The organism is Roseicella aerolata (assembly GCF_020523605.1).
Taxonomy (GTDB): Bacteria; Pseudomonadota; Alphaproteobacteria; order Acetobacterales; family Acetobacteraceae; genus Paracraurococcus; species Paracraurococcus aerolatus.
Map to the genome: position 1 here is coordinate 17,341 of NZ_JAJAQI010000020.1, position 21,338 is coordinate 38,678.

Below are 21,338 nucleotides of genomic sequence, written 5' to 3' on the forward strand. Positions count from 1 at the left end.
GCCGGCCCGTGCTATGGCTGCGGTCGGGGAAGGACAACGGCCGCATGACCAGCATCCTGCAGATCTCGGACACGCATCTCTCGCCGCGCACGAGCCTGTTCCGGCGGAACCTGGCGCTGATCGCCGCCTGGGCCGAGGCGGCGCGGCCTGACCTGGTGGTGGTGACGGGCGATCTCTCCCTGGACGGGGCCGACCGGGAGGAGGACCTGGCCTTCGCCATGGGCCTGCTGCGCCCGCTGCCGGCGCCGCTGCTCGTCCTGCCCGGCAACCATGACGTGGGCAGCGATCCGCGCACGATGCCCAAGCAGCCGGTGGATGCGACGCGGCTGGCACGCTTCCGGCGGCTGGCCGGCGAGGATGCCTGGGCGCGGGACCTGCCGGGCTGGCGCCTCATCGGCCTCAACACCGAGATCATGGGCACCGGCCTGCCGGAGGAGGCGGCACAGGCCGGCTTCATCCGCCAGGCTGCCGCCGGTGTCGGGGAGCGGCGGATCGCCCTCTTCCTCCACACCCCCGCCTTCACCAGCATGCCGGAGGATCCGCGTTTCGACTACTGGGCGGTGGCGCCGGAGGCGCGGCCGGCCCTCGCGCCGCTGCTCGGGCATCCCGGCCTGAGCCTGGTCGCGTCCGGCCACCTGCACCTGTACCACCAATTCGCGCGCGGCCCGGTCCGCTATGCCTGGGCGCCGCCCGTCTCCTTCCTCTGCGAGCCGGCGATCCAGCCCGGCATTCCGGGCGAGCGCCTGCCCGGCGCGCTGGTGCACCGGCTGGGCCCGGATGGCGCGGAGACGAGTCTGCTGGCGCCGGACGGGATGGAGCACCACTGGCTGAAATCCGTGGTGCAGGAGATCTATCCGCGCTGAAAGGCGGCGGGTACGAAGAAGGGCGTGCTCTCCAGCTCCGGCTCGGCGAAGGCCTCCAGCCGGCCGCGCATCACGGCGATGTCCTCCCGGAAGAGATGTGCCGCGATGCGCTGCGCCAGCCGCTCCGCCCCGATCGAGGCACCGGGGATGTCGGAAGCGATGGCGCCCAGGCTTGCCATGGCGGCATGGCTGAACAGGTGGATGCGGGAGAGGCCGGGGCAGGCACCGGGCTCGCGCGCCTCCAGCTCGAAGCCCTCGCCCAGCCAGGGGAAGCGCGCCAGTTCGGGCCGCCGCGCCTCGGGCGGCGGGGCATGGCGGTCGCCCCAGCTGGCGATCTGGCCGGCGAGCCCCGCCAGTTCCGGGATGCGCGCGGCATCCACCACGAAGCCGGTGCCGAGGATCAGGAAATCGGCCGAGGCCCTGCCTCCCTCGGGCATGGTCAGCGCCACCGCCCGGCCCTCGCGCCGCGCGCCGGTGATGGGTGTCGAGAAATGAATGCGGAAGCCGTCGTGGCGCAGCGTGCGCAGCACCGTCTCATGCGGCGGCGGCGATTGCAGGTCGGCCATGTAGACCAGCAGCCGCCATTTCTCCTCCGGCGGCAGGCCGGCCCAGCCCTCGAAGAAGCCGGGATGGGCCGAGCCGCGGCCCTTGTTGATCTGCGGCAGGAAGGGCCGGCGGGCATAGATCTCGACGCCGGCCGCGCCCTGTTCCAGCGCCGTCGCGGCATTGTCCCAGGCTGAGGCGCCGGCGCCCAGCACGGCGACGCGCCTGCCGCGCAGCCGGGTGAAGTCGATCGCCTCCGCGCTATGGGCAGCGAGGGCGGGGAAGAGCGACGGGTCGATGCCGGGCGGGATCGCGGCGCCGCCCGTGCCGGCGCGGCCGGTCGCCAGCACCACGCGTCGGGCATGCAGCACCCGCTCGCCTTCCGGCGTCGCCAGCGTCGCGGCGACCATGCCGGCGCCGGGCGACAGGCGCAGGACCGAGACGCCGTTCCGCACCGGCACGTCCAGCATCCGCCGGACCCAGAGGATGTAGTCCTGCCAGTCGGCATTCGGGATCTTGTACAGCCCTTCCCAGGCCGCCATGCCGAAGCGCGCCTCGTACCAGGCGCGGAAGGTCAGGCCGGGGATGCCGAGGGGGATGCCGGGCAGGTGCTTCGGGCTGCGCAGCGTCTCCATCCGCGCATAGGTGATCCAGGGGCCCTCCAGCCCTTCCGGTGCGCGGTCCACCACCTGGATGTTGCGCACGCCCTTTAGCAGCAGCGCCCCGGCCGCCACCACCCCATACATGCCGGCGCCGACGACCAGCACGTCGAGCGCCGGCTCGCCATCCGGGCCCGCGACGGTTGCTGGCCAGTTCGCCGGGGGCAGGCCGAGCAGCGCGAGGTCACGCGCGACGCGGCGCTCATGCACCGCAAGGGAGTCCAGTCCGTCCATGCGGCGCAGCTTGCCAGGGCACGGGCAGGGCGGCCAGCCGGGCTCCGGTGCGGTCGCGGGCGCTTGCCTTGGCCTGTGCCGGCCCGTGCCCACATCCTTTCCGAGAGTCAGGAGGAGCAGGCCGATGACCGCCCTCTCGCCCGTGCTGCCAGGGCCCTTCCTGCCGCCCGCGCCCGTGCCGCGGGAGCAGGACATGTCCTTCTTCGCCCAGCTCCGCGCCTTCCGCAGCGACGTGATCCGCACCTGGCCGCGCCGCGCCTATGAGGAGCCGGTGCTGGAGCGGCTTTTCCTCGGCCGCAACACCCTGCTGGTGAACACGCCCGAGGCGGTGCGGCATGTGCTGGTGGATGCGGCGGAGCGCTATGGCCGCACCCCGGCGACGCTGCGGCTGCTGCGGCCGCTGCTTGGCAACGGGCTGATCCTCAGCGAGGGCGCCGCCTGGAAGCACCAGCGCCGCACCCTCGCGCCGGCCTTCGCCCCGCGCGCCATCGCCCTGCTGGTGCCGCATATGCGGGCGGCGACGGAGGAGGCGCTGGCGGTGCTGCCGACGGACCGGCCGGTGGACCTGCTGGGCTTCGCCCAGGCGCTGGCCCTCGAGATTGCCGGCCGGACCATGGTCTCGCTCGGCATGCGGCGCTACCGCGCCAGCCTGCGCGACCGGCTGGAGCGCTACGGCGCGGCGAGCGGGCTGCATCTGCTCGACCTCATCCTCGCGCCGGATCTGCTGACGCCGCATGACGTGCTGCGCCGCTGGCATGGCCGGCGCTGGATGGCACTGATCGGCCGCATCGTCGCGGCGCGGCAGCGGGAGAGGGGGGCTGGTCAGGCCAGCGCCGTGCCCGGCGGACCGCCGCAGGACCTGCTCGACCTCATCATGGCGGCGCGCGACCCGGAGACGGGGCGCGGCTTCACGCCGGAGGAGGTGGAGGACCAGGTCGCCACCATGCTGCTGGCCGGGCACGAGACCACGGCCCTGACGCTCTTCTGGTCGCTCGTGCTGCTCGCCCAGGCGCCCGCCTGGCAGGAGCGCCTGGCGGAGGAGGCCGGGGCGGCGCAGCAACCGCTGACCCGCGCCGTGCTGGATGAGGCGCTGCGGCTCTACCCGCCCGCCTTCGCCATCGCCCGGCTGGCGCGCGAGCGGGACACCGTTGCCGGAATCAGGCTGAAGCCCGGCGATGCCGTGGTGGTCGCGCCCTGGGTGCTGCACCGCCACAAACGGCTCTGGGAGGCCCCGGAGGCCTTCGATCCGCGCCGCTTCCTGCCCCCCGCGCCACCGCCGGACCGCTTCGCCTATCTGCCCTTCGGCGCCGGGCCGCGGGTCTGCATCGGCGCGCATTTCGCGCTGACCGAGGCGGTACTGGTGCTCTCGGCCCTGTTGCGACGCTTCCGGGTGCAGATGGTCACGCGCCGGCCGGTCCTGCCAGTCGCGGTGATGACGACCGTGCCGGACCATCGGCCGATGTTTCGCCTCGCCCCGCGTTGAGGGCAGGCGGCCAGAAGGGCTGGATGGCGCGGTAGCCGAGCGTCGCCACGCCCGCCTCCCGGCACCAGGCGGCGATCGCACCTTGCTCCAGCAGGGCATGTTCGCGCAGGCGCCAGCCGGCATGGTCCGGTGCGATGGCCTCGATGTCGCCCGGCATGGCGCAGTGCAGGGCGAGATGGGTGACGCCCGGGGGCAGCGTCCCGATCATGCGGTGGTAGCCGGCCTGCGTCTCCTCCGCCGGCACGGCGAGGGTGCCGCGGATCCCGTCCGGCAGCGGCAGCCCGGCCGCCTCCAGCGCCGCGACGGCCCGGGCATAGGCCGCCGGCTCCGGCGCGAAGCCGATCCGGCGGGGCAGGACCGGCACCAGCCCATGCTCGCGCGCGAGGGCGATGTGGCAGCCCAGCAGCTCGGGCAGCATCGCCGCGGCCATATGCGCATCCAGATGCGTCGGCCGCAGCCCGGCGGCCAGCGCGCGCCCGACCTGCGCCCGTAGTTCCGCCTCGGCGGCCTCCGGCACCAGATGCCGGCGGAGCGAAGCGACATCGCGCCAGAGATAACCATCATCGTCGATCAGGCCCGAGGCACGGCTGCGGGTCGAGATGGGACCCCAGCGGTAGTGCCGCCACTCGCTGGTCAGCGTCAGATGGATGCCGAGATCGAGCATGGGGTCGGCCGCGCCGGCCTCGGCGATCTCGCCGAACCAGGGGCAGGGCACCATGACGGAGCCGCAGGTGACCAGACCGCGCGCGGCCAGCGCCAGGAAGGCCTGGTTGCCGGCATGGCACATGCCGAGATCATCCACATGCAGGATGGCGGCGCGCGCGAGGCCGAGCCGCGCCGCCAGCGGCGATGCTTCCGTCATGCTGCCTTATACCACCGCGCCGACATGCCGGCGCATATCGGCGGTCCCAGGCGGCGCCCATTCGGGCGCTCAGCCGCTTTCAGCGGCTGCAGGTCAGGCATGATGCGATCCGGCATCGGATATGGCCGCGGCGCCTCCCCGGAAGCCGCCCTGGCGGAGACGTGCCCGGCATGGCGGCGCCGATGCCGCACCGGTCGCGATCCGCGACGGCGCCGCCGCGTTCCGGGCGCAGGAGGGACCAGCCCATGTCCGACCTGCTTCCCCGCGATGCCGTCCCGCCCGCGAGCGAGGCGGAAATCGGCCAGCTCATCGGCTCGGTCGCCGAGCCGCTGCCGCCGCTGGCAGATCCCGAGGCCTTCGGCGCCGCCTTCGATCGCTTCGCCGGCGCGCGCGTCGTCCTGCTCGGTGAATCGACGCATGGCACCAGTGAGTTCTATCGGGCGCGCGCCGCCATCACCCGTCGCCTGATCGAGCGGCACGGCTTCACCATCATCGCCGTCGAGGCGGACTGGCCCGATGCCGCGCGGATCGACCGCTGGGTGCGCCACCGCGGCCCGCCGCGGGCGGAGGAGGGACCGGCCTTCACCCGCTTCCCCAGCTGGATGTGGCGCAACGCCGAGATGCGCGACTTCGTGCAGTGGCTGCGCGCCCGCAACGCCGGTCTGCCGCTGGAGCGCCGGGCGGAGTTCCGCGGCCTGGATGTCTACAGCCTCGGCGCCTCCATGGCCGCGGTGCTCGCCTATCTCGATGCCCATGACACGGAGGCGGCGAAGGCCGCGCGCCGGCGCTATGCCTGCCTGACGCCCTGGCAGATGGAGCCGGCCGATTACGGCCGCGCCGTGCTGTTCGGCAACCGGGAGCCCTGCGAGGACGCCGCGGTGCAGCAGTTGCAGGACCTGCTGGCGCGGCAGGTGGCGGAGAGGACCGCCGAGGCCGGCGAGGCGCTGTTCGACGCGGCGCAGAATGCCCGCGTGGCGCTGGGCGCGGAACGCTACTACCGGCTGATGTACCGCTCCGGCACCGAGAGCTGGAACCTGCGCGACCGGCACATGTTCGACACGCTGCGCGCCCTGCTGCAGCGGCGCGGGCCGCAGGCCAAGGCCGTGGTCTGGGCCCATAACAGCCATATCGGCAATGCCGCGGCGACCGAGATGGGCTGGTCCGGCGAGTTCAACATCGGCGAGCTCTGCCGCACCGCCTTCGGCGAGGAGGCCGTGCTGATCGGCTTCGGCACCGGTCGCGGCACGGTCGCGGCGGCCGATGACTGGGGCAGCGAGATGCAGATCAAGCGCGTCCGGCCGGTGCGGCCCGACAGCCATGAGGCGCTGTTCCGCGATCATGCCCCGGCCTGCTCCCTGACCGATCTGCGGCCTGCTTCCGCGCCCGAACTCCGCGCGGCCCTGGCCCGGCCGCGTCTGGAACGCGCGATCGGCGTGATCTACCGGCCCGAGACCGAACGGCAGAGCCACTACTTTGAGGCGGTCCTGCCGGAGCAGTTCGACGCTTTCGTCTGGTTCGCGGAGACACAGGCGGTGACGGCCCTGCCGGGTGCCGAGGAGGGCGGCCCCGCCGACGCGGCGGAAACATTCCCCTTCGGCCTGTAGCAGCCATGCCGGCGGATGCGGCGCAACTCGACAGGCCGACCGACTGGTCGGCGGCGGTGCAGCGGATCCTCACGGGCGATGTCCGTCGCGTCCTGGTCCTGGGCGCACGGGATGCCGGCAAGAGCAGCTTCTGCCGCCTGCTGCTGCATCAGGCCGCGGAGGCGGGGCGTGGCGTCGCGCTGCTCGATGTCGATCCGGCGCAGAAGCTGGTGGGGCCGCCTGCCTGCGTCACGCTCGGACAGGGTGTTCCGCTGGCCTGCACCGCGCTTGCGCTGGTCGGCAGCTTCGATCCCCTGCGCGGTTGGGACCGGCTGGTGGCGGGGGCGGGGCGGCTCACCGAGGAGGCTGGCGCGGCGGCGCTGCTGGTGGCGAATACCAGCGGGTTGCTGGCCCGTGCCGGGCGGCGCCTGAAGGCGGCGAAGATCGCCGCGGTGCGGCCGGACCTGCTGGTCGCGCTCGGTGAGGATCCCGGCCTCGACGCGATCCTGGCTGATCATCCCGGGCTTCCGGCGCTGCGGCTCGGCCGCTCGCCGCTGGCCCGGCGCAAGGGGGAGGGGGAGCGGCGCAGCCTGCGCCGCGCAGCCTTCGATGCCTATTTCGCCGGCGCGCCGGTCCGGACGCTCGACCTCTATGGCCTGTGGCGTGAGGGCATGGCGGCCGGCGAGGCGCTGCCCGGGCCGGGGCAGGTCGTGGCTCTGGCCGACATGGCCGGGCGCGACCAGGTCATCGGCCTGGTGCTGGGTGGCGCGCCCGATGGCGGCAGCCTGCTGCTGCGTGCCCCGCCGACGCAGCGGCCGGTCGCCGGGCTGCGCTGGGGCCCGCTGCGGCTGGAGGGCGACCCCGGCACGGCAGCGCTGCAACCGGCTTCGCCGGTTCGCGCTGAGCGCAGGGGCCAGGCTGATCCGGCACGGTCCGATCTCGCAGCGGAAGACCCAGGATGAGCGATTTCGAGCGTCGCCCCTACCCGCAGGCGCTGGCCGCCGATCACGACCAGCCGGCGCCGGGCAGCCAGGCCCGCATGCGGCTGCAGCCGGACAGCGACCTCTCGAACTACCGCCCCGCCGGCAAGCTGCGCGGCAAGGCGGCGCTGATCACCGGCGCCGATTCCGGCATCGGCCGTGCGGTCGCCCTTGCCTATGCCAAGGAAGGGGCCGACATCGCCTTCGCCTTCAACCACAGCGAGGAGGACGCGGCCGCGACGAGGCGCCTGGTCGAGCGCGAGGGGCGCGTCTGCCTCGCCCTCATGGCGGATGTGACGGTCGAGGCGGACCGCGCGCGGCTGGTGGCCGAGACGGTCGGCGCCTTCGGCCGGCTCGACGTGCTGGTGAACAACGCCGCCTATTTCGAGGGCGACGGGACCCTGGAGGAGATCGAGCCCGCCGGCCTGCGCCTGGTCTTCGAGACCAACGTCATCGCCTACATGCTGATGGCCAAGGCCGCGCTGCCGCATCTGGAGAAGGTGGGGGGCTGCATCATCAACACCTCCTCCACCACCTCGATCCGCGGCAAGATGGGGTCGCTCGCCTATTCCAGCAGCAAGGGCGCGGTGAATGTCTTCACCAGATCCCTCGCGCTGGAATTGGCAGAGCGCGGCGTGCGGGTGAATGCCGTGGTGCCGGGGCCCTTCTGGACACCGGCGATCGCCACCTCCTCAGAGGAGACCGTGGCGCGCTTCGGCAGCTTCACCATGCTCGGGCGGGCGGGCCAGCCGGAGGAGATCGCGCCGGCCTATGTCTTCCTCGCCGCGGCCGATGGCAGCTACGTCACCGGCGCGCTGCTGGAGGTGAGCGGCGGGTTCAAGTCCGTGGACTGAACGCCCCCGGCGCTTGCCCGGGCCGTTGCCCGGCCGCTAGACCCGGGGCCAGGGTGACGCCGCGCCGCGCAAAGGGGAGGGGAAGGGCATGGAGAGGGACCTGACGGCACTCGGGGACTGGCTGGCGCGCCATGTCGAAGGTTTCCGGGGGCCCTTCACCCTGAACCGCCTCTCGGGCGGGCAGTCGAACCCGACCTACCGGATCGCCGCGGCTTCGGGCGATTATGTCCTGCGGCGAAAGCCGGACGGCAAGCTGCTGCCCTCCGCCCATGCCGTGGATCGCGAGTTCCGGGTGATCGGCGCGCTGCATGCGGCGGGCCTGCCGGTGCCGCGGGTGCATGGCTATTGCGACGACCCGGCGGTGATGCCGACGCCCTTCTTCGTCATGGAATTCGTCGCCGGCCGCATCTTCTTCGACCCGCGCCTGCCGGAGGTGCGGCGCGAGGAACGCGCCGGGCTGTTCGACGCCATGAACGACACGCTGGCGCGGCTGCACAGTTTGGATCCGGCCGCGATCGGCCTCGGCGACTATGGCCGCCCCGGCAACTACATGGCGCGGCAGATCGAGCGCTGGACGCGGCAGTACCGTGCCTCCGAGACCCAGCGGATCGAGGCCATGGAGCGGCTGATCGCCTGGCTGCCGGAGCGCCTGGCGGCGGCGGACGACCCTTCGGTCTCGGTCGTCCATGGCGATTGCCGGCTGGACAATTTCGTCTTTCACCCGACCGAGCCGCGCGTGGTCGCGGTGCTGGACTGGGAGCTTTCGACCCTCGGCAGCCCCCTGGCGGATTTCGCCTACAACGCCATGACCTGGCGCATCGCGCCGGAGCTGTTCCGTGGCCTCGCGGGCAGCGACCTCGCCGCGCTCGGCATTCCGGCCGAGGCGGACTATGTCGCCGCCTATTGCCGCCGCACCGGGCGCCCCGGTTTCCCGGCGCTCGATTTCTACGTCGCCTTCAACCTTTTCCGGCTGACCGCGATCATGCAGGGGATCGCCAGGCGGGTGCTGGACGGCACGGCGGCGGGCGAGGGCGCCGAGGCGAATGGCCGGCTGGCCGCGCCGATCGCGGAGCTGGGCTGGCAGCAGGCGCAGCGCGCCGGGGGCTGACGGCCCCGCCATGCCGGAGCGGTTCGCCGACGGGCGCGAAGCCGCGCTGCAGTCAATGAAAAGCAGCCGAATCGCGTTCGGCCCTGGCTGGAATTCGCGCTAGGCTGGTGGCCCGGAGCTGCCAGCCGTGACCGCCGCCATCCGCAAGATCTGCCATGTGGACCTCGACGCCTTTTATGCGAGCGTCGAGCAGCGCGACGACCCTTCGCTGCGCGGCCGGCCGGTTGCCGTCGGCGGCTCGCGCGAGCGCGGCGTGGTCGCGGCCGCGAGCTATGAGGCGCGCAAATACGGCGTCCGCTCCGCCATGCCATCGCTGCAGGCGATCCGGCTCTGCCCCGAGCTGGTCTTCGTGCCGCCGCGCTTCGATGCCTACCGCGCCATCTCGCGCCAGATCCGCGCCATCTACGAGGAGTACACGCCGCTGGTCGAGCCGCTCTCGCTCGACGAGGCCTATCTCGATGTCACCGAGAACCTGAAGGGCATCCCCTGGGCCAGCCGGATTGCGACCGAGATCCGGGCAGCGATCCTGGAGCGCACCGGGCTCACCGCCTCGGCCGGGGTGTCCTACAACAAATTCCTCGCCAAGCTCGCCTCGGACCACCGCAAGCCCAACGGGCAGTTCGTCATCACGCCGGAGATGGGGCCGGGCTTCGTCGAGGGGCTGGAGGTCTCCCGCTTCCATGGCATCGGCCCTGCGACCGCGGCCAGGATGCACCAGCTTGGCATCCGGACGGGGCGGGACCTGAAGGCGTGCAGCCTCGGCTTCCTGCAGCAGCATTTCGGCAAGGCCGGGGCGCATTTCCATGCCATCTGCCGCGGCGAGGATGACCGCCCCGTCCGGCCCGACCGGCCACGCAAGTCATCGGGGAGCGAGACGACCTATGCGCGCGACCTGGCGGAGCCGCGGGAGGTCGAGGCGGGGATCGAGGCCCTGGCGGGCGAGGTCTGGGCCTGGTGCGCGCAGCACCGCTGGTTCGGCCGGACCGTGACGGTGAAGCTGCGCTATGCCGATTTCCGTACCCTCACGCGCAGCCGGACACGCGCCGGGCCGGTTGCGAGCCGGGAGGAACTGGCAGGCATCGCACTCGGGCTGGTGCGCGGCCTCTTCCCGCTGGCCAAGCCGGTGCGGTTGCTGGGGGTGACCGTCTCGGGCGGGGAAGCGGCCGGGCCAGGTGACCCGGCGCAGGCGCGGTTCGAGTTCGGGTAGCCAGGCCCGCTTGCGTGCCGGCGGGACGAGGGCTCGGCAAGGCCGCCTGCGCGCTACCCGCCGCGCCGACCGATCACCCGTGCGAGCAGCATCAGCAGCAGGCCCGCCGCGACCACACCATAGGTCTCGGGGTCGCGACGGATCGCCGCGAGGGCGGCCTCCGGAACCCAGAGCAGCGCGTCCCAGCCGAACCAGTGCGCCGCGAGCCCCAGCAGCACCAGCATCGCGCCGATGGCCGAGAGCCAGCGCGCCATGCTCAGCCCGGGCGCCGCGAGCGGTCGCGGGCGAGCGCGTCCTCGACCAGGCGGCGGTCGCGCGCATCCTGCTTCCGGCCGCGCACCACCAGGAAGGCCCAGAGCACGGCAAGCGCCCAGGTCATCAGGCCGGGCACGAAGGGCAGGACCAGCAGCACGAGGCCGGAGAGCCAGAGCAGCGCATTGAAGACCGCCTGGAAGGGGCGGCCGGCGAGCAGGATCGCGAGCGGCGGGACGAGGATGGCGAGCAGATACATCACGCACCGAAACCGTTGGGGCGAAGCATGGTTGCACGTCGCCGGGCACCGCCTGCGCGATATGAAGAAAGCCGCCGGCGCGGGTTGCGCCGGCGGCCCCTCCAGGCCCGGGGGAAGCCCCCGGGCGGCGTCCGAGGCGAAGCCCTCAGACCGAGTAGTACATCTCGAACTCGACGGGGTGCGGGGTGTGCTCGAAACGGTACACCTCGCCCCACTTCAGCTCGATGTAGCTCTCGATCTGGTCCTTCGAGAACACGTCGCCGGCCAGCAGGAACTCGTGGTCGGCCTCGAGCGCGGTCAGCGCCTCGCGGAGCGAGCCGCAGACCGTCGGGATGCCCTTCAGCTCCTCCGGCGGCAGGTCATAAAGGTCCTTATCCATCGGGTCGCCCGGATGGATGCGGTTCTTGATGCCGTCCAGGCCGGCCATCAGCATGGCGGCGAAGGCCAGGTAGGGGTTCGCGCCCGGATCCGGGAAGCGGACCTCGACGCGCTTCGCCTTCGGGCTGGTCGCGTAGGGGATGCGGCAGGAGGCGGAGCGGTTGCGGGCCGAATAGGCCAGCAGCACGGGGGCCTCGAAGCCCGGGATCAGCCGCTTGTAGCTGTTGGTCAGCGGGTTGGTGAAGGCGTTCAGCGCCTTGGCGTGCTTGATGATGCCGCCGATGTAGTAGAGCGCCGTCTCGGACAGGTCGGCATAGCCGTTGCCGGCGAAGACCGGCTTGCCGTCCTTCCAGATGGACTGGTGGACATGCATGCCGCTGCCGTTGTCGCCGTAGATCGGCTTCGGCATGAAGGTCGCGGTCTTGCCGTAGCTGTGCGACACGTTGTGCACGCAGTACTTGTAGATCTGCATGTGGTCGGCCTGCTGCACCAGCGGGCCGAACTTGGTGCCCAGCTCATGCTGCGACTGCGCCACCTCATGGTGGTGCTTCTCGCCAACCACGCCCATCTCGATCATGGTCGAGAGCATCTCGGCGCGCAGGTCCTGCTCGGAATCGACCGGCGGAACCGGGAAGTAGCCGCCCTTGACCACCGGGCGGTGGCCCATATTGCCCTCCGGGTAGTCCTTCAGGCTCGCGCCCGGACCCTCGATGGAGGTCAGCTCGAAGGTGCCGTAATTGCCGCCGGTGCCGAACTTCACGCTGTCGAAGACGAAGAACTCGGCCTCCGGGCCGAAGAACGCCGTGTCACCGATGCCGGTGGCCTTCAGATAGGCCTCGGCGCGCTTCGCGGTGGAGCGCGGGTCACGCGAGTAGAGCTGGCCGGTCGAGGGCTCGACGATGTCGCAGAACAGGATCATCTGCGGCTTCGCGGAGAACGGATCCATGCAGGCCGTCTCGGGGTCCGGCATCAGGATCATGTCCGACTCGTTGATCGCCTTCCAGCCGGCGATGGAGGAGCCGTCGAACATGATGCCGTCGGTGAAGGTGTCCTCCTCGACGGTCGAGACGTGCTGGGCGGTGTGCTGCCACTTGCCACGCGGGTCGGTGAAGCGGAAGTCCACATACTCGACGCTGTGCTCCTTGATCATGTCCATGACCTTGGAGACGGCGGCTGCCTTGTCTGCCATGAGCTGTATCCTGTACCCTGACTGGTCCCGAGATCCCTTGCGGGACCTCCACTTCGCCCCCTAGCGCGGCGCGGGCCGCGACCCGTGCCCCGTGCCGCCTTGCCGGCGGCTTGGAGCACAGGGTTTCCGCCGCGGGCCGTGGGCTCGTCCCGGCCGCGGCGTCATCATCCTGTCCCGCTCCCGGCGGGCACCGCCCTCGGCGGCGACCGGCAGGGCCGGGCAGGCCACTGACACCAGGTCCTAGACCGCGTCCTCGCCCCGTTCGCCGGTGCGGATGCGGATCACCTCCTGGATGTCGGAGATGAAGATCTTGCCGTCGCCGATGCGGCCGGTACGGGCGGCCTGCTGGATCGCCTCCACCGCGCGGTCGACCAGGTCATCGGTGCAGACCACCTCGATCTTCACCTTGGGAAGGAAATCGACGACGTATTCGGCCCCGCGGTAGAGTTCCGTGTGGCCCTTCTGGCGCCCGAAGCCCTTGGCCTCGACCACGGTGAGGCCCTGCAGACCGATCTCATGCAGGGCGTCCTTCACCTCGTCGAGCTTGAAGGGCTTGATGATGGCCTCGATCTTCTTCATCGGCTCCGCTTTGCGTTCCGGGGATGGACTTCGTTCCGAAGCAGTCCCGGCATGACGCTTCCTCCTGACCTTTCCGCCCGTTCCGGCGGTGCCGGCGCGAGGTGTTTTGCACGCCCCGTGCCACGGCTTCAATCGGCCCACGGGGCGAAATCCACGGGATTTTGGCCGAATGCCGCCTGCAGGCTGAGCAATATGTACAAATTGCAGGCAATTCCCGTTCCGTCCCTGGCTTGCGGCGGGGTGAGGTCGAACCCATTATGCGCCCCACCTCCGGGGATTGTTCCGTGGCCTCCGGCCCTGCCGGCACGCGACATCCCGATTCACCGCATCCATCGGGAAGGGCAGGGCGGAATGCAGCCCCAGAACAGCCTGCTGTCGGCCACCGGCACGACCATCTTCACCATCATGAGCGCGCTGGCGCTGGAGCATGGCGCGATCAATCTCGGCCAGGGCTTTCCCGACTATGACGGGCCTGAGGATGTCATCGAGGCCGCGGCGGCCGCGCTGAAGGACGGCCGCAACCAGTACCCGCCGCTGACCGGTGTGCCGGAGCTTCGCCAGGCCGTCTCCGCCCATAACCGCCGCTTCTACGGGATCGAGGCCGATCCGAATGCCGAGGTGGTCGTCACCTCCGGCGCGACGGAAGCGATCACCGCCTGCTTGATGGCCGTCCTGAACCCGGGCGACGAATGCGTGCTGATCGAGCCGCTCTATGACACCTACCTGCCGGTGGTGAAGCTGCTCGGCGCCGTGCCGAAGCTGGTCCGCCTCTCGCCCCCGAAATGGGAGCTGCCGCGGGCCGAACTCGCCGCGGCCTTCGGGCCGAAGACCAAGGCCATCCTCTTCAACACGCCGATGAACCCGACGGGCAAGGTCTTCACCGCCGCCGAGCTCGCCTTCATCGCCGACCTCATAGCGAAGCACGACTGCTACGCCATCTGCGACGAGGTCTATGAGCACCTGACCTTCGATGGCTGGAAGCACATCCCGCTGATGACCCTGCCGGGCATGCGGGAGCGCTGCATGCGCATCGGCAGCGCCGGCAAGACCTTCAGCCTGACCGGCTGGAAGGTCGGCTACATCACCTGCGACCGGTCGCTGGCGCCGAATGTGGCGAAGGCGCACCAGAACCTCACCTTCACCACCGCGCCCAACCTGCAGCGCGGAGTCGCCGTCGGGCTGATGAAGGATGACGACTATTTCGCTGGACTCTCCTCCGGCCTGCAGGCCCGCCGCGACCGGCTGGCCAAGGGGTTGGCCGAGATCGGATTCGGGGTGCTGCCGACCCAGGGCAGCTATTTCATCACCACCGACTTCCGCCCGCTGGGCTTCAACGGCGACGACGTGGCCTTCTGCCGCGCCCTGACCGAGGAGGCGAAGGTCACCGCGATTCCCGTGACGGCCTTCTACGCCTCGGCCGATGCCCCCAGCCACTACGCCCGCTTCGCCTTCTGCAAGGGGGAGGCGGTGATCGACGAGGCGCTGGCCCGGATGCGGAATTGGGTCGCTTCGCGCGGCCGGCAGTTGACGGCGGCCGCCGGGTAGCCCTATCACCCCGCCGCCCGGGCGATGAACCGCCCGGGCCGTGCGGCGGCCATAGCTCAGTTGGTAGAGCGCCAGGTTGTGGTCCTGGATGTCACGGGTTCGAGTCCCGTTGGTCGCCCCACCCTCCCTTTCCCCCGAACCGTCCCGCCGGCAGGATGCGCCCGCAGGAGATGGGGGAAACGACCCGATGCAATTGAGACTGGATGGCCGCGCGGCGCTGATCACTGGCGGCTCGAAGGGGCTGGGCCTGGCCATCGCCAAGGCCTTCGCAGGGGCCGGTGGCCGCGTGGCGATCGTCGCCCGCGATGCCGGGCAACTCGCGAAGGCCGAGGCGGAGATCAAGGCGGCGGCGCCGGAGGCCCGGATCGCCGCCATCCCGGCCGATATCAGCACGGCCGAGGGCTGCGAATCGGCTTTCACCGCCGCCGAGAAGGCCTTCGGGCAGGTGGATATCCTGGTGAACAATGCCGGGACCAGCCAGCGCGGGCCCTTCCTGGAGGTCTCGGACGCACTGTGGCAGAACGACCTCGACCTCAAGCTCTTCGCCGCCATCCGGCTTGGCCGCCTGGTCTGGCCGGGGATGCAGGCGCGGCGCTGGGGGCGGATCATCAACGTGCTCAACACCGGCGCCAAGGCGCCGCCGGCCGAGGGGGCGCCGACCGCGGTGACCCGCGCCGCCGGCATGGCGCTGACCAAGGTGCAGGCGAATGAGGGCGCCAAGCACAACATCCTGGTCAATGCCCTGCTGGTCGGGCTGATCGACAGCGACCAGCACCGCCGCCGCCACGCCGCGAGCGGCACCAATGAGAGCTACGAGGAATGGCTGGCGAAGCTTGGCGCCTCGCTGGCCATGGGCCGTTACGGCCGACCGGAGGAGTTCGCCGCCACCGCCCTGTTCCTCTGCAGCGAGGGCGGCGGCTACATCGCCGGCACGGCGATCAATGTGGATGGCGGCCGCAGCCCGGTCGTCTGAAAACCTCACGGACAGCGAAGGGAGACCGGGGGAGGTGCCTCCCCCGGGCCTTCCCGTCAGCGGTTCCGCGGATTGGCGCCGGAGGTATTGGATCCCGTCGCCCGGTCATAGGCCCTCTCCGCCGCGGTGCCCGGCGGGTTGCCGCGGGTGCCATCGGCCTGGGAGGGATAGGCGCCCGAGGTATTGGTCCCCGCCGTCCGGTCGAGGGCCCGCTCGGCGGCCGTCCCGGACGGGTTGTTGCCGGTGCCGTCGGCGCTGGTGCGCGGGCTCTCGGTCGCCCGGTCATAGGCGCGCTGCAGGGCGGTGCTGGGCGGGTTGCCGCGGGTCCCGTCGCGGGTGTTGTCGCAGGCGGCGAGCGTGGTCAGCACCGCGGCGGCTGCGAGACCGCGCAGCAGGGGGGAGGTGTGCATGAGAGGCGTTCTCCTTCGGACTGTTCCGGGCCTGAGTCAGGGCCGGTCGTTCCGGATAGCGCAGCGGGGCAGCTTGGGTTCCGCCGGGGCCTCGTCCGCGCGCGCGGCATCTGCTAACCGCGGCACTCGGCTCGGATCGGCGGGAGGCAGCGCATGGCGGCGGAAATGAAGGTGGCGATCGGCGGGCTCGGCGCGATCGGCGCGCATCTGGCCCGCGCGCTGGATGCCGGCGTGCAAGGGCTGCGCCTCACGGCGGTCGCGGCGCGGGACCAGGAGAAGGCGAAGCGCACCATCGCCGGCTTCCGCGCGCCGCCGGCAGTGGTGGCGCTGCCCGAACTCGCCGAGCACGCCGATATCGTGGTCGAGGCCGCGCCGGCCGCGGTCTTTGAGCAGATCGCGGAATCGGCCATCGCGCATGGGCGCATCTTCGTGCCGTCCTCGGTGGGCGCGTTGCTGCCGCGCATGCATCTGGTGGATCGGGCACGGGAGACCGGGGCGCGCATCGTGGTGCCGACCGGCGCGCTGCTCGGACTGGATGCGGTGCGCGCCGCGGCCGAGGGCGAGGTCGAGAGCGTGACCATCGAGACCCGCAAGCCGCCGCGCGGGCTGGAGGGCGCGCCCTATCTGATCGAGAACGGGATCGACGTCTTCGCCATCACCGAGCCGAGGATCGTCTTCAAGGGCAATGCCTTCGACGCGGCGCGCGGCTTTCCGGCCAATGTGAACGTCGCCGCCGCGCTGGCGCTGGCCGGGATCGGTCCGGAGCGGACGCAGGTGGAAATCTGGGGCGACCCGACCGTCACCCGCAACACCCACACCATCAAGGTCGAGGCGGCGGCGGCACGCCTGACCATGACCATCGAGAACGTCCCGAGCGAGGAGAATCCGCGCACCGGCAGGATCACCCCGCTTTCGATCCTCGCCTGCCTGCGTGGCCTGACCAGCACGCTGAAGGTCGGCAGCTAGCCCGGCCGGGCGGCGGCCGGTGCCGCTGCTCGTCTTCGCCTATATCGCCTTCATCGGGCTCGGCCTGCCGGACCCGCTGCCTGGCACGCTGTGGCCGGTGCTGCGGCCCGATTATGGCCAGCCGGCGGCGGCGCTGGGTGCGCTGCTGCTTGCGGTCTCGGCCGGGACCATGGCGGCGAGCATCCTCGCCGGGCGCGCCATCGCGACGCTCGGCACGGGCGGTGTGCTGGCGGGCAGCGTGGCGCTGACGGCGATGGCGGCCCTGGGGGCGGCAACGGCGCCGCCCTGGCCCGCGCTGGTCGCGCTGGCGCTGTTGTCGGGCCTCGGCGCCGGGGCGGTGGATGCGGCGATGAATCTCTTCACCTCGGCGCGCTTCGCGCCGCGCCACCTGAACTGGCTGCATGCCTGCTGGGGCGTGGGCGCCACCCTGAGCCCGGCCCTTGCCACCGGCCTGCTGGCCTTCGGCGCCTCCTGGCAGGCGGTCTATCTGACAGTCGGGCTGATGCTGGCGGCGCTCGCGTTGGCCTTCGCGCTGACGCGGGCCCGCTGGGGCGGGCCGGAGAAGGCGGATGGGCCGCGCCTGTCGGCGGTCTCGGTGCTGCGGAACCGGATGGCGCGGCGGCAGATCCTCGCCTTCTTCGTCTATTGCGGGGTGGAGGCTGGCACCGGGCAGTGGCTGGCGACGGTGCTGGTGGAGACGCGCGGCGCCGATCCGGCGATGGCCGGTGCGGCGACCGCGCTGTTCTGGGCGGCGCTGACGCTCGGCCGCGTGGGCCTCGGCTTCGTCGTCGACCGGATGGGGCCGGATCGGCTGCTGCGCCGGGCCGTCCTGGTCGCCGCACTGGCTTCCGTCGGCTTCGCCTTTGCGCCGCCGGGCTTCGACCTGCTGGCGGTCGGGCTGCTCGCCCTTGCGCTTGCGCCACTCTACCCGACGCTGATGGCGCGCACGCCGGCCCGCCTTGGTGCTGCGGCGGCGATACATGCGGTGGGCTTCCAGGTGGCGGCGGCCACCCTCGGGGCCGGGCTGTTGCCCGCCATCCTGGGTCTTGCACCCATTGCTCTGGTGCCCCTGTTGCTGGCAGCCCTGGCCGCTGCGCTGGCGCTGCTGGTGCGCCGCATTGCCGCCTGACAACCCGGGCTGGCAGCACGACCCTGCCTGGGGTCATCATCATCGCCGGTGCGCATAGCTATGGTCGGCAGCGCTGCGGCCCGGCCGGAGCGCCCCGCGCCCGGTGCGGCAGGGTAAAGCCTTGCCTCCCACGCTGCGGGCAGCGGAGGCATGATCCCACCGGGGTGGGGGGGACGAAGCGCCTGGAAGAGGAGTGCTTCCATTCCTCTTCCAGGCGGCAGGTGTCAGCCGCGCGGCAGCAACTGCTCCGCCAGCACCGCCCAGTAGCTGGCGCCGACCGGCAGGATGGCGTCGTTGAAATCGTATTTTGGATGATGGACCTGCGGGTCTGCCGGGCCGCGGCCGGCGCCGAGCATGATGTAGTTCCCATCCTTGGCGTTGAGCATGTAGGAGAAATCCTCGCCGCCCATGGTGGGCACCGGCATCTCCACCACCCGCGCCTCGCCGGCCACGGCCTGCGCCGCCCGGATGGCCAGCTTCGTGCTCTCCGTCTCGTTCACCGTCGCGGGATAGCCGCGGTCGAACACCGCCTCCGCCGTCGCGCCGAAGGCGGCGGCGATGCCGGTGACGAGCGAGGTGAACTTTGCTTCCAGCAGGTCGCCCACCTCCGGCTTGAACCAGCGGGCGGTGCCGCGCAGGGTCACGGTCTGCGGGATGACGTTCCAGGTATCGCCGCCCTGGATATGCCCGATAGTGATGACGCCGGCCTCCACCGGCTCCAGGTTCCGGGCGACGACGCTCTGCAGCGCGGTGACGATCTGGGAGGCGATGACGATCGGGTCATTGCCCTGATGCGGCATGGCGCCATGCGCGCCCTTGCCAGTGATCACGGCCTTGATGTTGGCGGTGGCCGCCATCACCGGGCCGTCGCGCCAGAGGAAGGTGCCCTCCGGCGCGCCCGGCCAATTGTGCATGCCGAAGACGCGCTCCATCGGGAAGCGCTCGAACAGGCCTTCCTGGACCATGACATTGCCGCCGCCGCCGGCCTCCTCGGCCGGCTGGAAGATGACATAGACGGTGCCGTCGAAATTACGGGTCTCGGCCAGGTACTTCGCAGCACCAAGCAGCATGGTGGCATGGCCGTCATGGCCGCAGGCATGCATCTTCCCCGGCACCCTGGAGGCGTGGGGAAGGCCGGTCGCCTCCTCAATCGGCAGGGCGTCGATATCGGCGCGCAGGCCGATGGCGCGGCCGCTCTTGCCCTGGCCGCGGATCACCCCGACGACGCCGGTCCGGGCGATGCCGGTGATCACCTCGTCGCAGCCGAACTCCCGCAGCTTCTCGGCGATGATGCCGCTGGTCCGCACCTCCTCGAAGGCGGTTTCGGGATGGGCGTGAAAGTCCTGCCGCCAGGCGGTGAGCTCGGGGTGGAATTCGGCGATCCGGTTCAGGATGGGCATCGTGCGTGTGTCCGGCTGAGGTTGCCCGGGTATTGGGCGTTGCAGTGCCCGGCGCAAGCCCTGCGCCGACCCGGACCGGTCCAGGGGGCGCCTGCCCCCTGGCGGAGGTGGTCGGAAAAGGGGGCAGCGCCCCCTCCTGCTACTCGCCCTCCGGCCGCAGGAAGGCGAGGTCCGCGCCCTCCGGCGCCTGGAGCACCTGCTCGAACATCAGCTTGTCCCAGCCGCGCTTCGGCTTCTGCGGCGGCTGCCAGGCGGCGCGGCGGCGGGCCAACTCGGCCTCCTCCACCAGCAGGTCGAGCCGGCGTTCCTTCACCGAGAGCCGCACCCGGTCGCCGGTCTCGACCAGGGCAAGCGGCCCGCCGGCCGCGGCTTCCGGCGCGATATGGAGGACGATGGTGCCGAAAGCGGTGCCGGACATGCGGCAATCGCTCATCCGCACCATGTCCTTTACGCCGTGCCGCGCCAGCTTCTTCGGGATCGGCAGGTAGCCGGCCTCCGGCATGCCCGCTGGCGTCAGCGGGCCGGCATTCTTGAGGATGAGGATGTCCTGCGGCGTGACGTCCAGGGTCTCGTCATCTATGCGGTTGGCCAGGTCCTCCAGCCCATCGAAGACCAGGCAGCGCGCCTCGGTCTCGAACAGGGCCGGCGTCGCGGCGCTGCGCTTCAGGATGGCGCCGTCCGGCGCCAGGCTGCCGAAGAGCGAAACCAGGCCGCCGACCGGGCTGACCGGGGCGTTGCGGGCTCGGATATAGGTGCGGTCGACGAAGGGCGTCCCGGCATCGATCTGCTCGGCCAGCGTCTGGCCGTAGAGGTCGATGGTGTCGAGATGGAGCAGGTCGCGCAATTCCCGCAGCAGGGCGACCATGCCGCCGGCGGCGTGGAAATCCTCCATATAACCCTCGCCGGTGGGCTTCAGGTCCACCAGCACCGGCGTCTCCTCCGACAGCGCATCGAGGCGCTTCAGGTCCACCTTCACCCCGGCGCGGCCGGCGATGGCAGCGAGGTGCACGAGCGCATTCGTCGAGCCGCCGAGGGCGAGCAGGACGCGCAGCGCGTTCTCGACGCTCTTCCCGGTGATGAGCTGGCTGGGCTTCACCGGGTGGGTGATGAGGCGGACGGCCAGCGCCCCGGCCTCCTCCGCCATGCGCAGCCGGTCGGAATGCACGGCGGGGGCGGAGGCCGCCATCAGCGGCATGAAGCCGAGGGTCGCGGCGATGCAGGCCATGGTGGAGGCGGTGCCCATGACGCCGCAGGTGCCGCTGGTCGTCGCCAGCTTGCCCTCGATCTCGCCGATCCGCTCCCGGGTGACATCGCCGGCGCGATAGCGGGCCCAGTAGCGGCGGCAATCGGTGCAGGCGGCCAGCCGCTCGCCCTCGAAGCGCTGGGCCAGCATCGGGCCGGTGACCAGCATCACGGAGGGCACGTCGGCGCTGGCGGCGGCCATGAGCTGGGCCGGGACCGTCTTGTCGCAGCCGCCGATCAGCACCGCGGCATCCATGGGCTGGGCCGAGAGCATCGCCTCCGTGTCCAGCGCCATGAGGTTGCGGTAGTGCATGGAGGTCGGCGTCAGCGAGGGCTCGCAGAGACTGACCGTGGGGAAGGCGAGGGGGAGGGCGCCGGCGGCGAGCACGCCGCGCTTCACCGCCTCGACCAGTTCCGGCACGGAGCGATGGCAGTTGTTGTAGTCCGAGGCGGTGTCGGCGATGCCCACAACGGGCTTCTCGAGCATCGTCCGCGAATAGCCCATGGAGGCCGCGAAACTCCGGCGAAGATAGAGCGCGAAGTCGCGGTCGCCGTAATTGGCCGCGTTGCGGCCAAGTCCATGAGGGGGTTTGGTGGTCATCGGGGCGTTCCTCCACGCCTGCCCCGCCATCGCCCGCCC

General features: G+C 71.5%; 20 protein-coding genes and 1 tRNA gene. 12 read left to right on the forward strand and 9 right to left on the reverse strand.

Annotation, left to right across the window (positions count from 1 at the left end; genetic code table 11):
* The first annotated feature begins 44 nt into the window (after window positions 1-44).
* Window positions 45-863: a metallophosphoesterase family protein gene (locus LHA35_RS14185; protein WP_226608932.1), complete on the forward strand. Its 819-nt coding sequence runs from the start codon at window positions 45-47 to the stop codon at window positions 861-863.
* Here LHA35_RS14185 and LHA35_RS14190 read toward each other — a convergent pair.
* A complete protein-coding gene (locus tag LHA35_RS14190) occupies window positions 851-2,299 on the reverse strand; it encodes an FAD-dependent oxidoreductase (protein ID WP_226608933.1) in 1,449 nt (482 codons plus the stop codon). The genes LHA35_RS14185 and LHA35_RS14190 overlap by 13 nt on opposite strands.
* Window positions 2,300-2,423: 124 nt before the next feature.
* Here LHA35_RS14190 and LHA35_RS14195 point away from each other — a divergent pair, with 124 nt between their 5' ends.
* A complete protein-coding gene (locus tag LHA35_RS14195) occupies window positions 2,424-3,782 on the forward strand; it encodes a cytochrome P450 (RefSeq protein WP_226608934.1) in 1,359 nt (452 codons plus the stop codon).
* Here LHA35_RS14195 and LHA35_RS14200 read toward each other — a convergent pair.
* Window positions 3,700-4,644 (reverse strand): polysaccharide deacetylase family protein, encoded by a 945-nt coding sequence (locus tag LHA35_RS14200; RefSeq protein ID WP_226608935.1) that lies wholly within the window; start codon window positions 4,642-4,644, stop codon window positions 3,700-3,702. The genes LHA35_RS14195 and LHA35_RS14200 overlap by 83 nt on opposite strands.
* Before the next feature lie 245 nt (window positions 4,645-4,889).
* Between LHA35_RS14200 and LHA35_RS14205 the strand changes: the two genes are divergently transcribed.
* From LHA35_RS14205 to dinB, 5 genes are all read left to right on the forward strand, one after another.
* Complete coding sequence (locus LHA35_RS14205; RefSeq protein WP_226608936.1) at window positions 4,890-6,248, forward strand: erythromycin esterase family protein; 1,359 nt, start codon at window positions 4,890-4,892, stop codon at window positions 6,246-6,248.
* A gap of 5 nt (window positions 6,249-6,253) precedes the next feature.
* Entirely contained in the window at window positions 6,254-7,189 is a 936-nt protein-coding gene (locus tag LHA35_RS14210; RefSeq protein ID WP_226608937.1) for a Clp1/GlmU family protein, read from the forward strand.
* A complete protein-coding gene (locus LHA35_RS14215; protein ID WP_226608938.1) occupies window positions 7,186-8,061 on the forward strand; it encodes an SDR family oxidoreductase in 876 nt (291 codons plus the stop codon). The genes LHA35_RS14210 and LHA35_RS14215 overlap by 4 nt, the downstream gene beginning before the upstream one ends.
* 88 nt (window positions 8,062-8,149) lie before the next feature.
* Window positions 8,150-9,169 (forward strand): phosphotransferase, encoded by a 1,020-nt coding sequence (locus LHA35_RS14220; RefSeq protein ID WP_226608939.1) that lies wholly within the window; start codon window positions 8,150-8,152, stop codon window positions 9,167-9,169.
* A 127-nt stretch (window positions 9,170-9,296) separates the two neighbouring features.
* On the forward strand, window positions 9,297-10,376 hold the full coding sequence (gene dinB / locus LHA35_RS14225; RefSeq protein WP_226608940.1) for a DNA polymerase IV: 1,080 nt from the start codon (window positions 9,297-9,299) through the stop codon (window positions 10,374-10,376).
* 53 nt (window positions 10,377-10,429) lie between these two features.
* On the opposite strand, the gene LHA35_RS14230 is transcribed toward dinB, so the two are convergent.
* The 4 genes from LHA35_RS14230 to LHA35_RS14245 form a co-directional block, all read right to left on the reverse strand.
* Window positions 10,430-10,630, reverse strand: coding sequence for a hypothetical protein (locus tag LHA35_RS14230; protein WP_226608941.1), 201 nt, complete (start codon window positions 10,628-10,630; stop codon window positions 10,430-10,432).
* A gap of 2 nt (window positions 10,631-10,632) precedes the next feature.
* A complete protein-coding gene (locus tag LHA35_RS14235; RefSeq protein ID WP_226608942.1) occupies window positions 10,633-10,887 on the reverse strand; it encodes a hypothetical protein in 255 nt (84 codons plus the stop codon).
* A 145-nt stretch (window positions 10,888-11,032) separates the two neighbouring features.
* Window positions 11,033-12,454, reverse strand: a complete 1,422-nt coding sequence (gene glnA, locus LHA35_RS14240; protein WP_226608943.1) for a type I glutamate--ammonia ligase — start codon at window positions 12,452-12,454, stop codon at window positions 11,033-11,035.
* A gap of 240 nt (window positions 12,455-12,694) precedes the next feature.
* A complete protein-coding gene (locus LHA35_RS14245) occupies window positions 12,695-13,033 on the reverse strand; it encodes a P-II family nitrogen regulator (protein WP_133218417.1) in 339 nt (112 codons plus the stop codon).
* Between the two features lie 351 nt (window positions 13,034-13,384).
* Here LHA35_RS14245 and LHA35_RS14250 point away from each other — a divergent pair, with 351 nt between their 5' ends.
* From LHA35_RS14250 to LHA35_RS14260, 3 genes are all read left to right on the forward strand, one after another.
* A complete protein-coding gene (locus LHA35_RS14250) occupies window positions 13,385-14,578 on the forward strand; it encodes an aminotransferase (RefSeq protein WP_226608944.1) in 1,194 nt (397 codons plus the stop codon).
* A 45-nt stretch (window positions 14,579-14,623) separates the two neighbouring features.
* Window positions 14,624-14,699, forward strand: a tRNA-His gene (locus tag LHA35_RS14255).
* 66 nt (window positions 14,700-14,765) lie between these two features.
* On the forward strand, window positions 14,766-15,551 hold the full coding sequence (locus LHA35_RS14260; RefSeq protein WP_226608945.1) for an SDR family oxidoreductase: 786 nt from the start codon (window positions 14,766-14,768) through the stop codon (window positions 15,549-15,551).
* 56 nt (window positions 15,552-15,607) lie between these two features.
* Here LHA35_RS14260 and LHA35_RS14265 read toward each other — a convergent pair whose 3' ends face one another.
* A complete protein-coding gene (locus tag LHA35_RS14265) occupies window positions 15,608-15,961 on the reverse strand; it encodes a hypothetical protein (RefSeq protein WP_226608946.1) in 354 nt (117 codons plus the stop codon).
* A gap of 153 nt (window positions 15,962-16,114) precedes the next feature.
* Here LHA35_RS14265 and LHA35_RS14270 point away from each other — a divergent pair, with 153 nt between their 5' ends.
* Window positions 16,115-16,927: an aspartate dehydrogenase gene (locus LHA35_RS14270; protein ID WP_226608947.1), complete on the forward strand. Its 813-nt coding sequence runs from the start codon at window positions 16,115-16,117 to the stop codon at window positions 16,925-16,927.
* Window positions 16,928-16,946: 19 nt separating this feature from the next.
* Window positions 16,947-18,056, forward strand: coding sequence for an MFS transporter (locus LHA35_RS14275; protein WP_226608948.1), 1,110 nt, complete (start codon window positions 16,947-16,949; stop codon window positions 18,054-18,056).
* Between the two features lie 224 nt (window positions 18,057-18,280).
* Here LHA35_RS14275 and LHA35_RS14280 read toward each other — a convergent pair whose 3' ends face one another.
* Both LHA35_RS14280 and LHA35_RS14285 read right to left on the reverse strand, forming a co-directional pair.
* Window positions 18,281-19,456 carry a M20 aminoacylase family protein gene (locus tag LHA35_RS14280; protein ID WP_226608949.1) on the reverse strand — a complete coding sequence of 392 codons (1,176 nt, stop codon included), beginning with the start codon at window positions 19,454-19,456 and terminating at the stop codon, window positions 18,281-18,283.
* A 139-nt stretch (window positions 19,457-19,595) separates the two neighbouring features.
* On the reverse strand, window positions 19,596-21,299 hold the full coding sequence (locus tag LHA35_RS14285) for a dihydroxy-acid dehydratase (RefSeq protein ID WP_226608950.1): 1,704 nt from the start codon (window positions 21,297-21,299) through the stop codon (window positions 19,596-19,598).
* Between the last annotated feature and the right edge of the window lie 39 nt (window positions 21,300-21,338).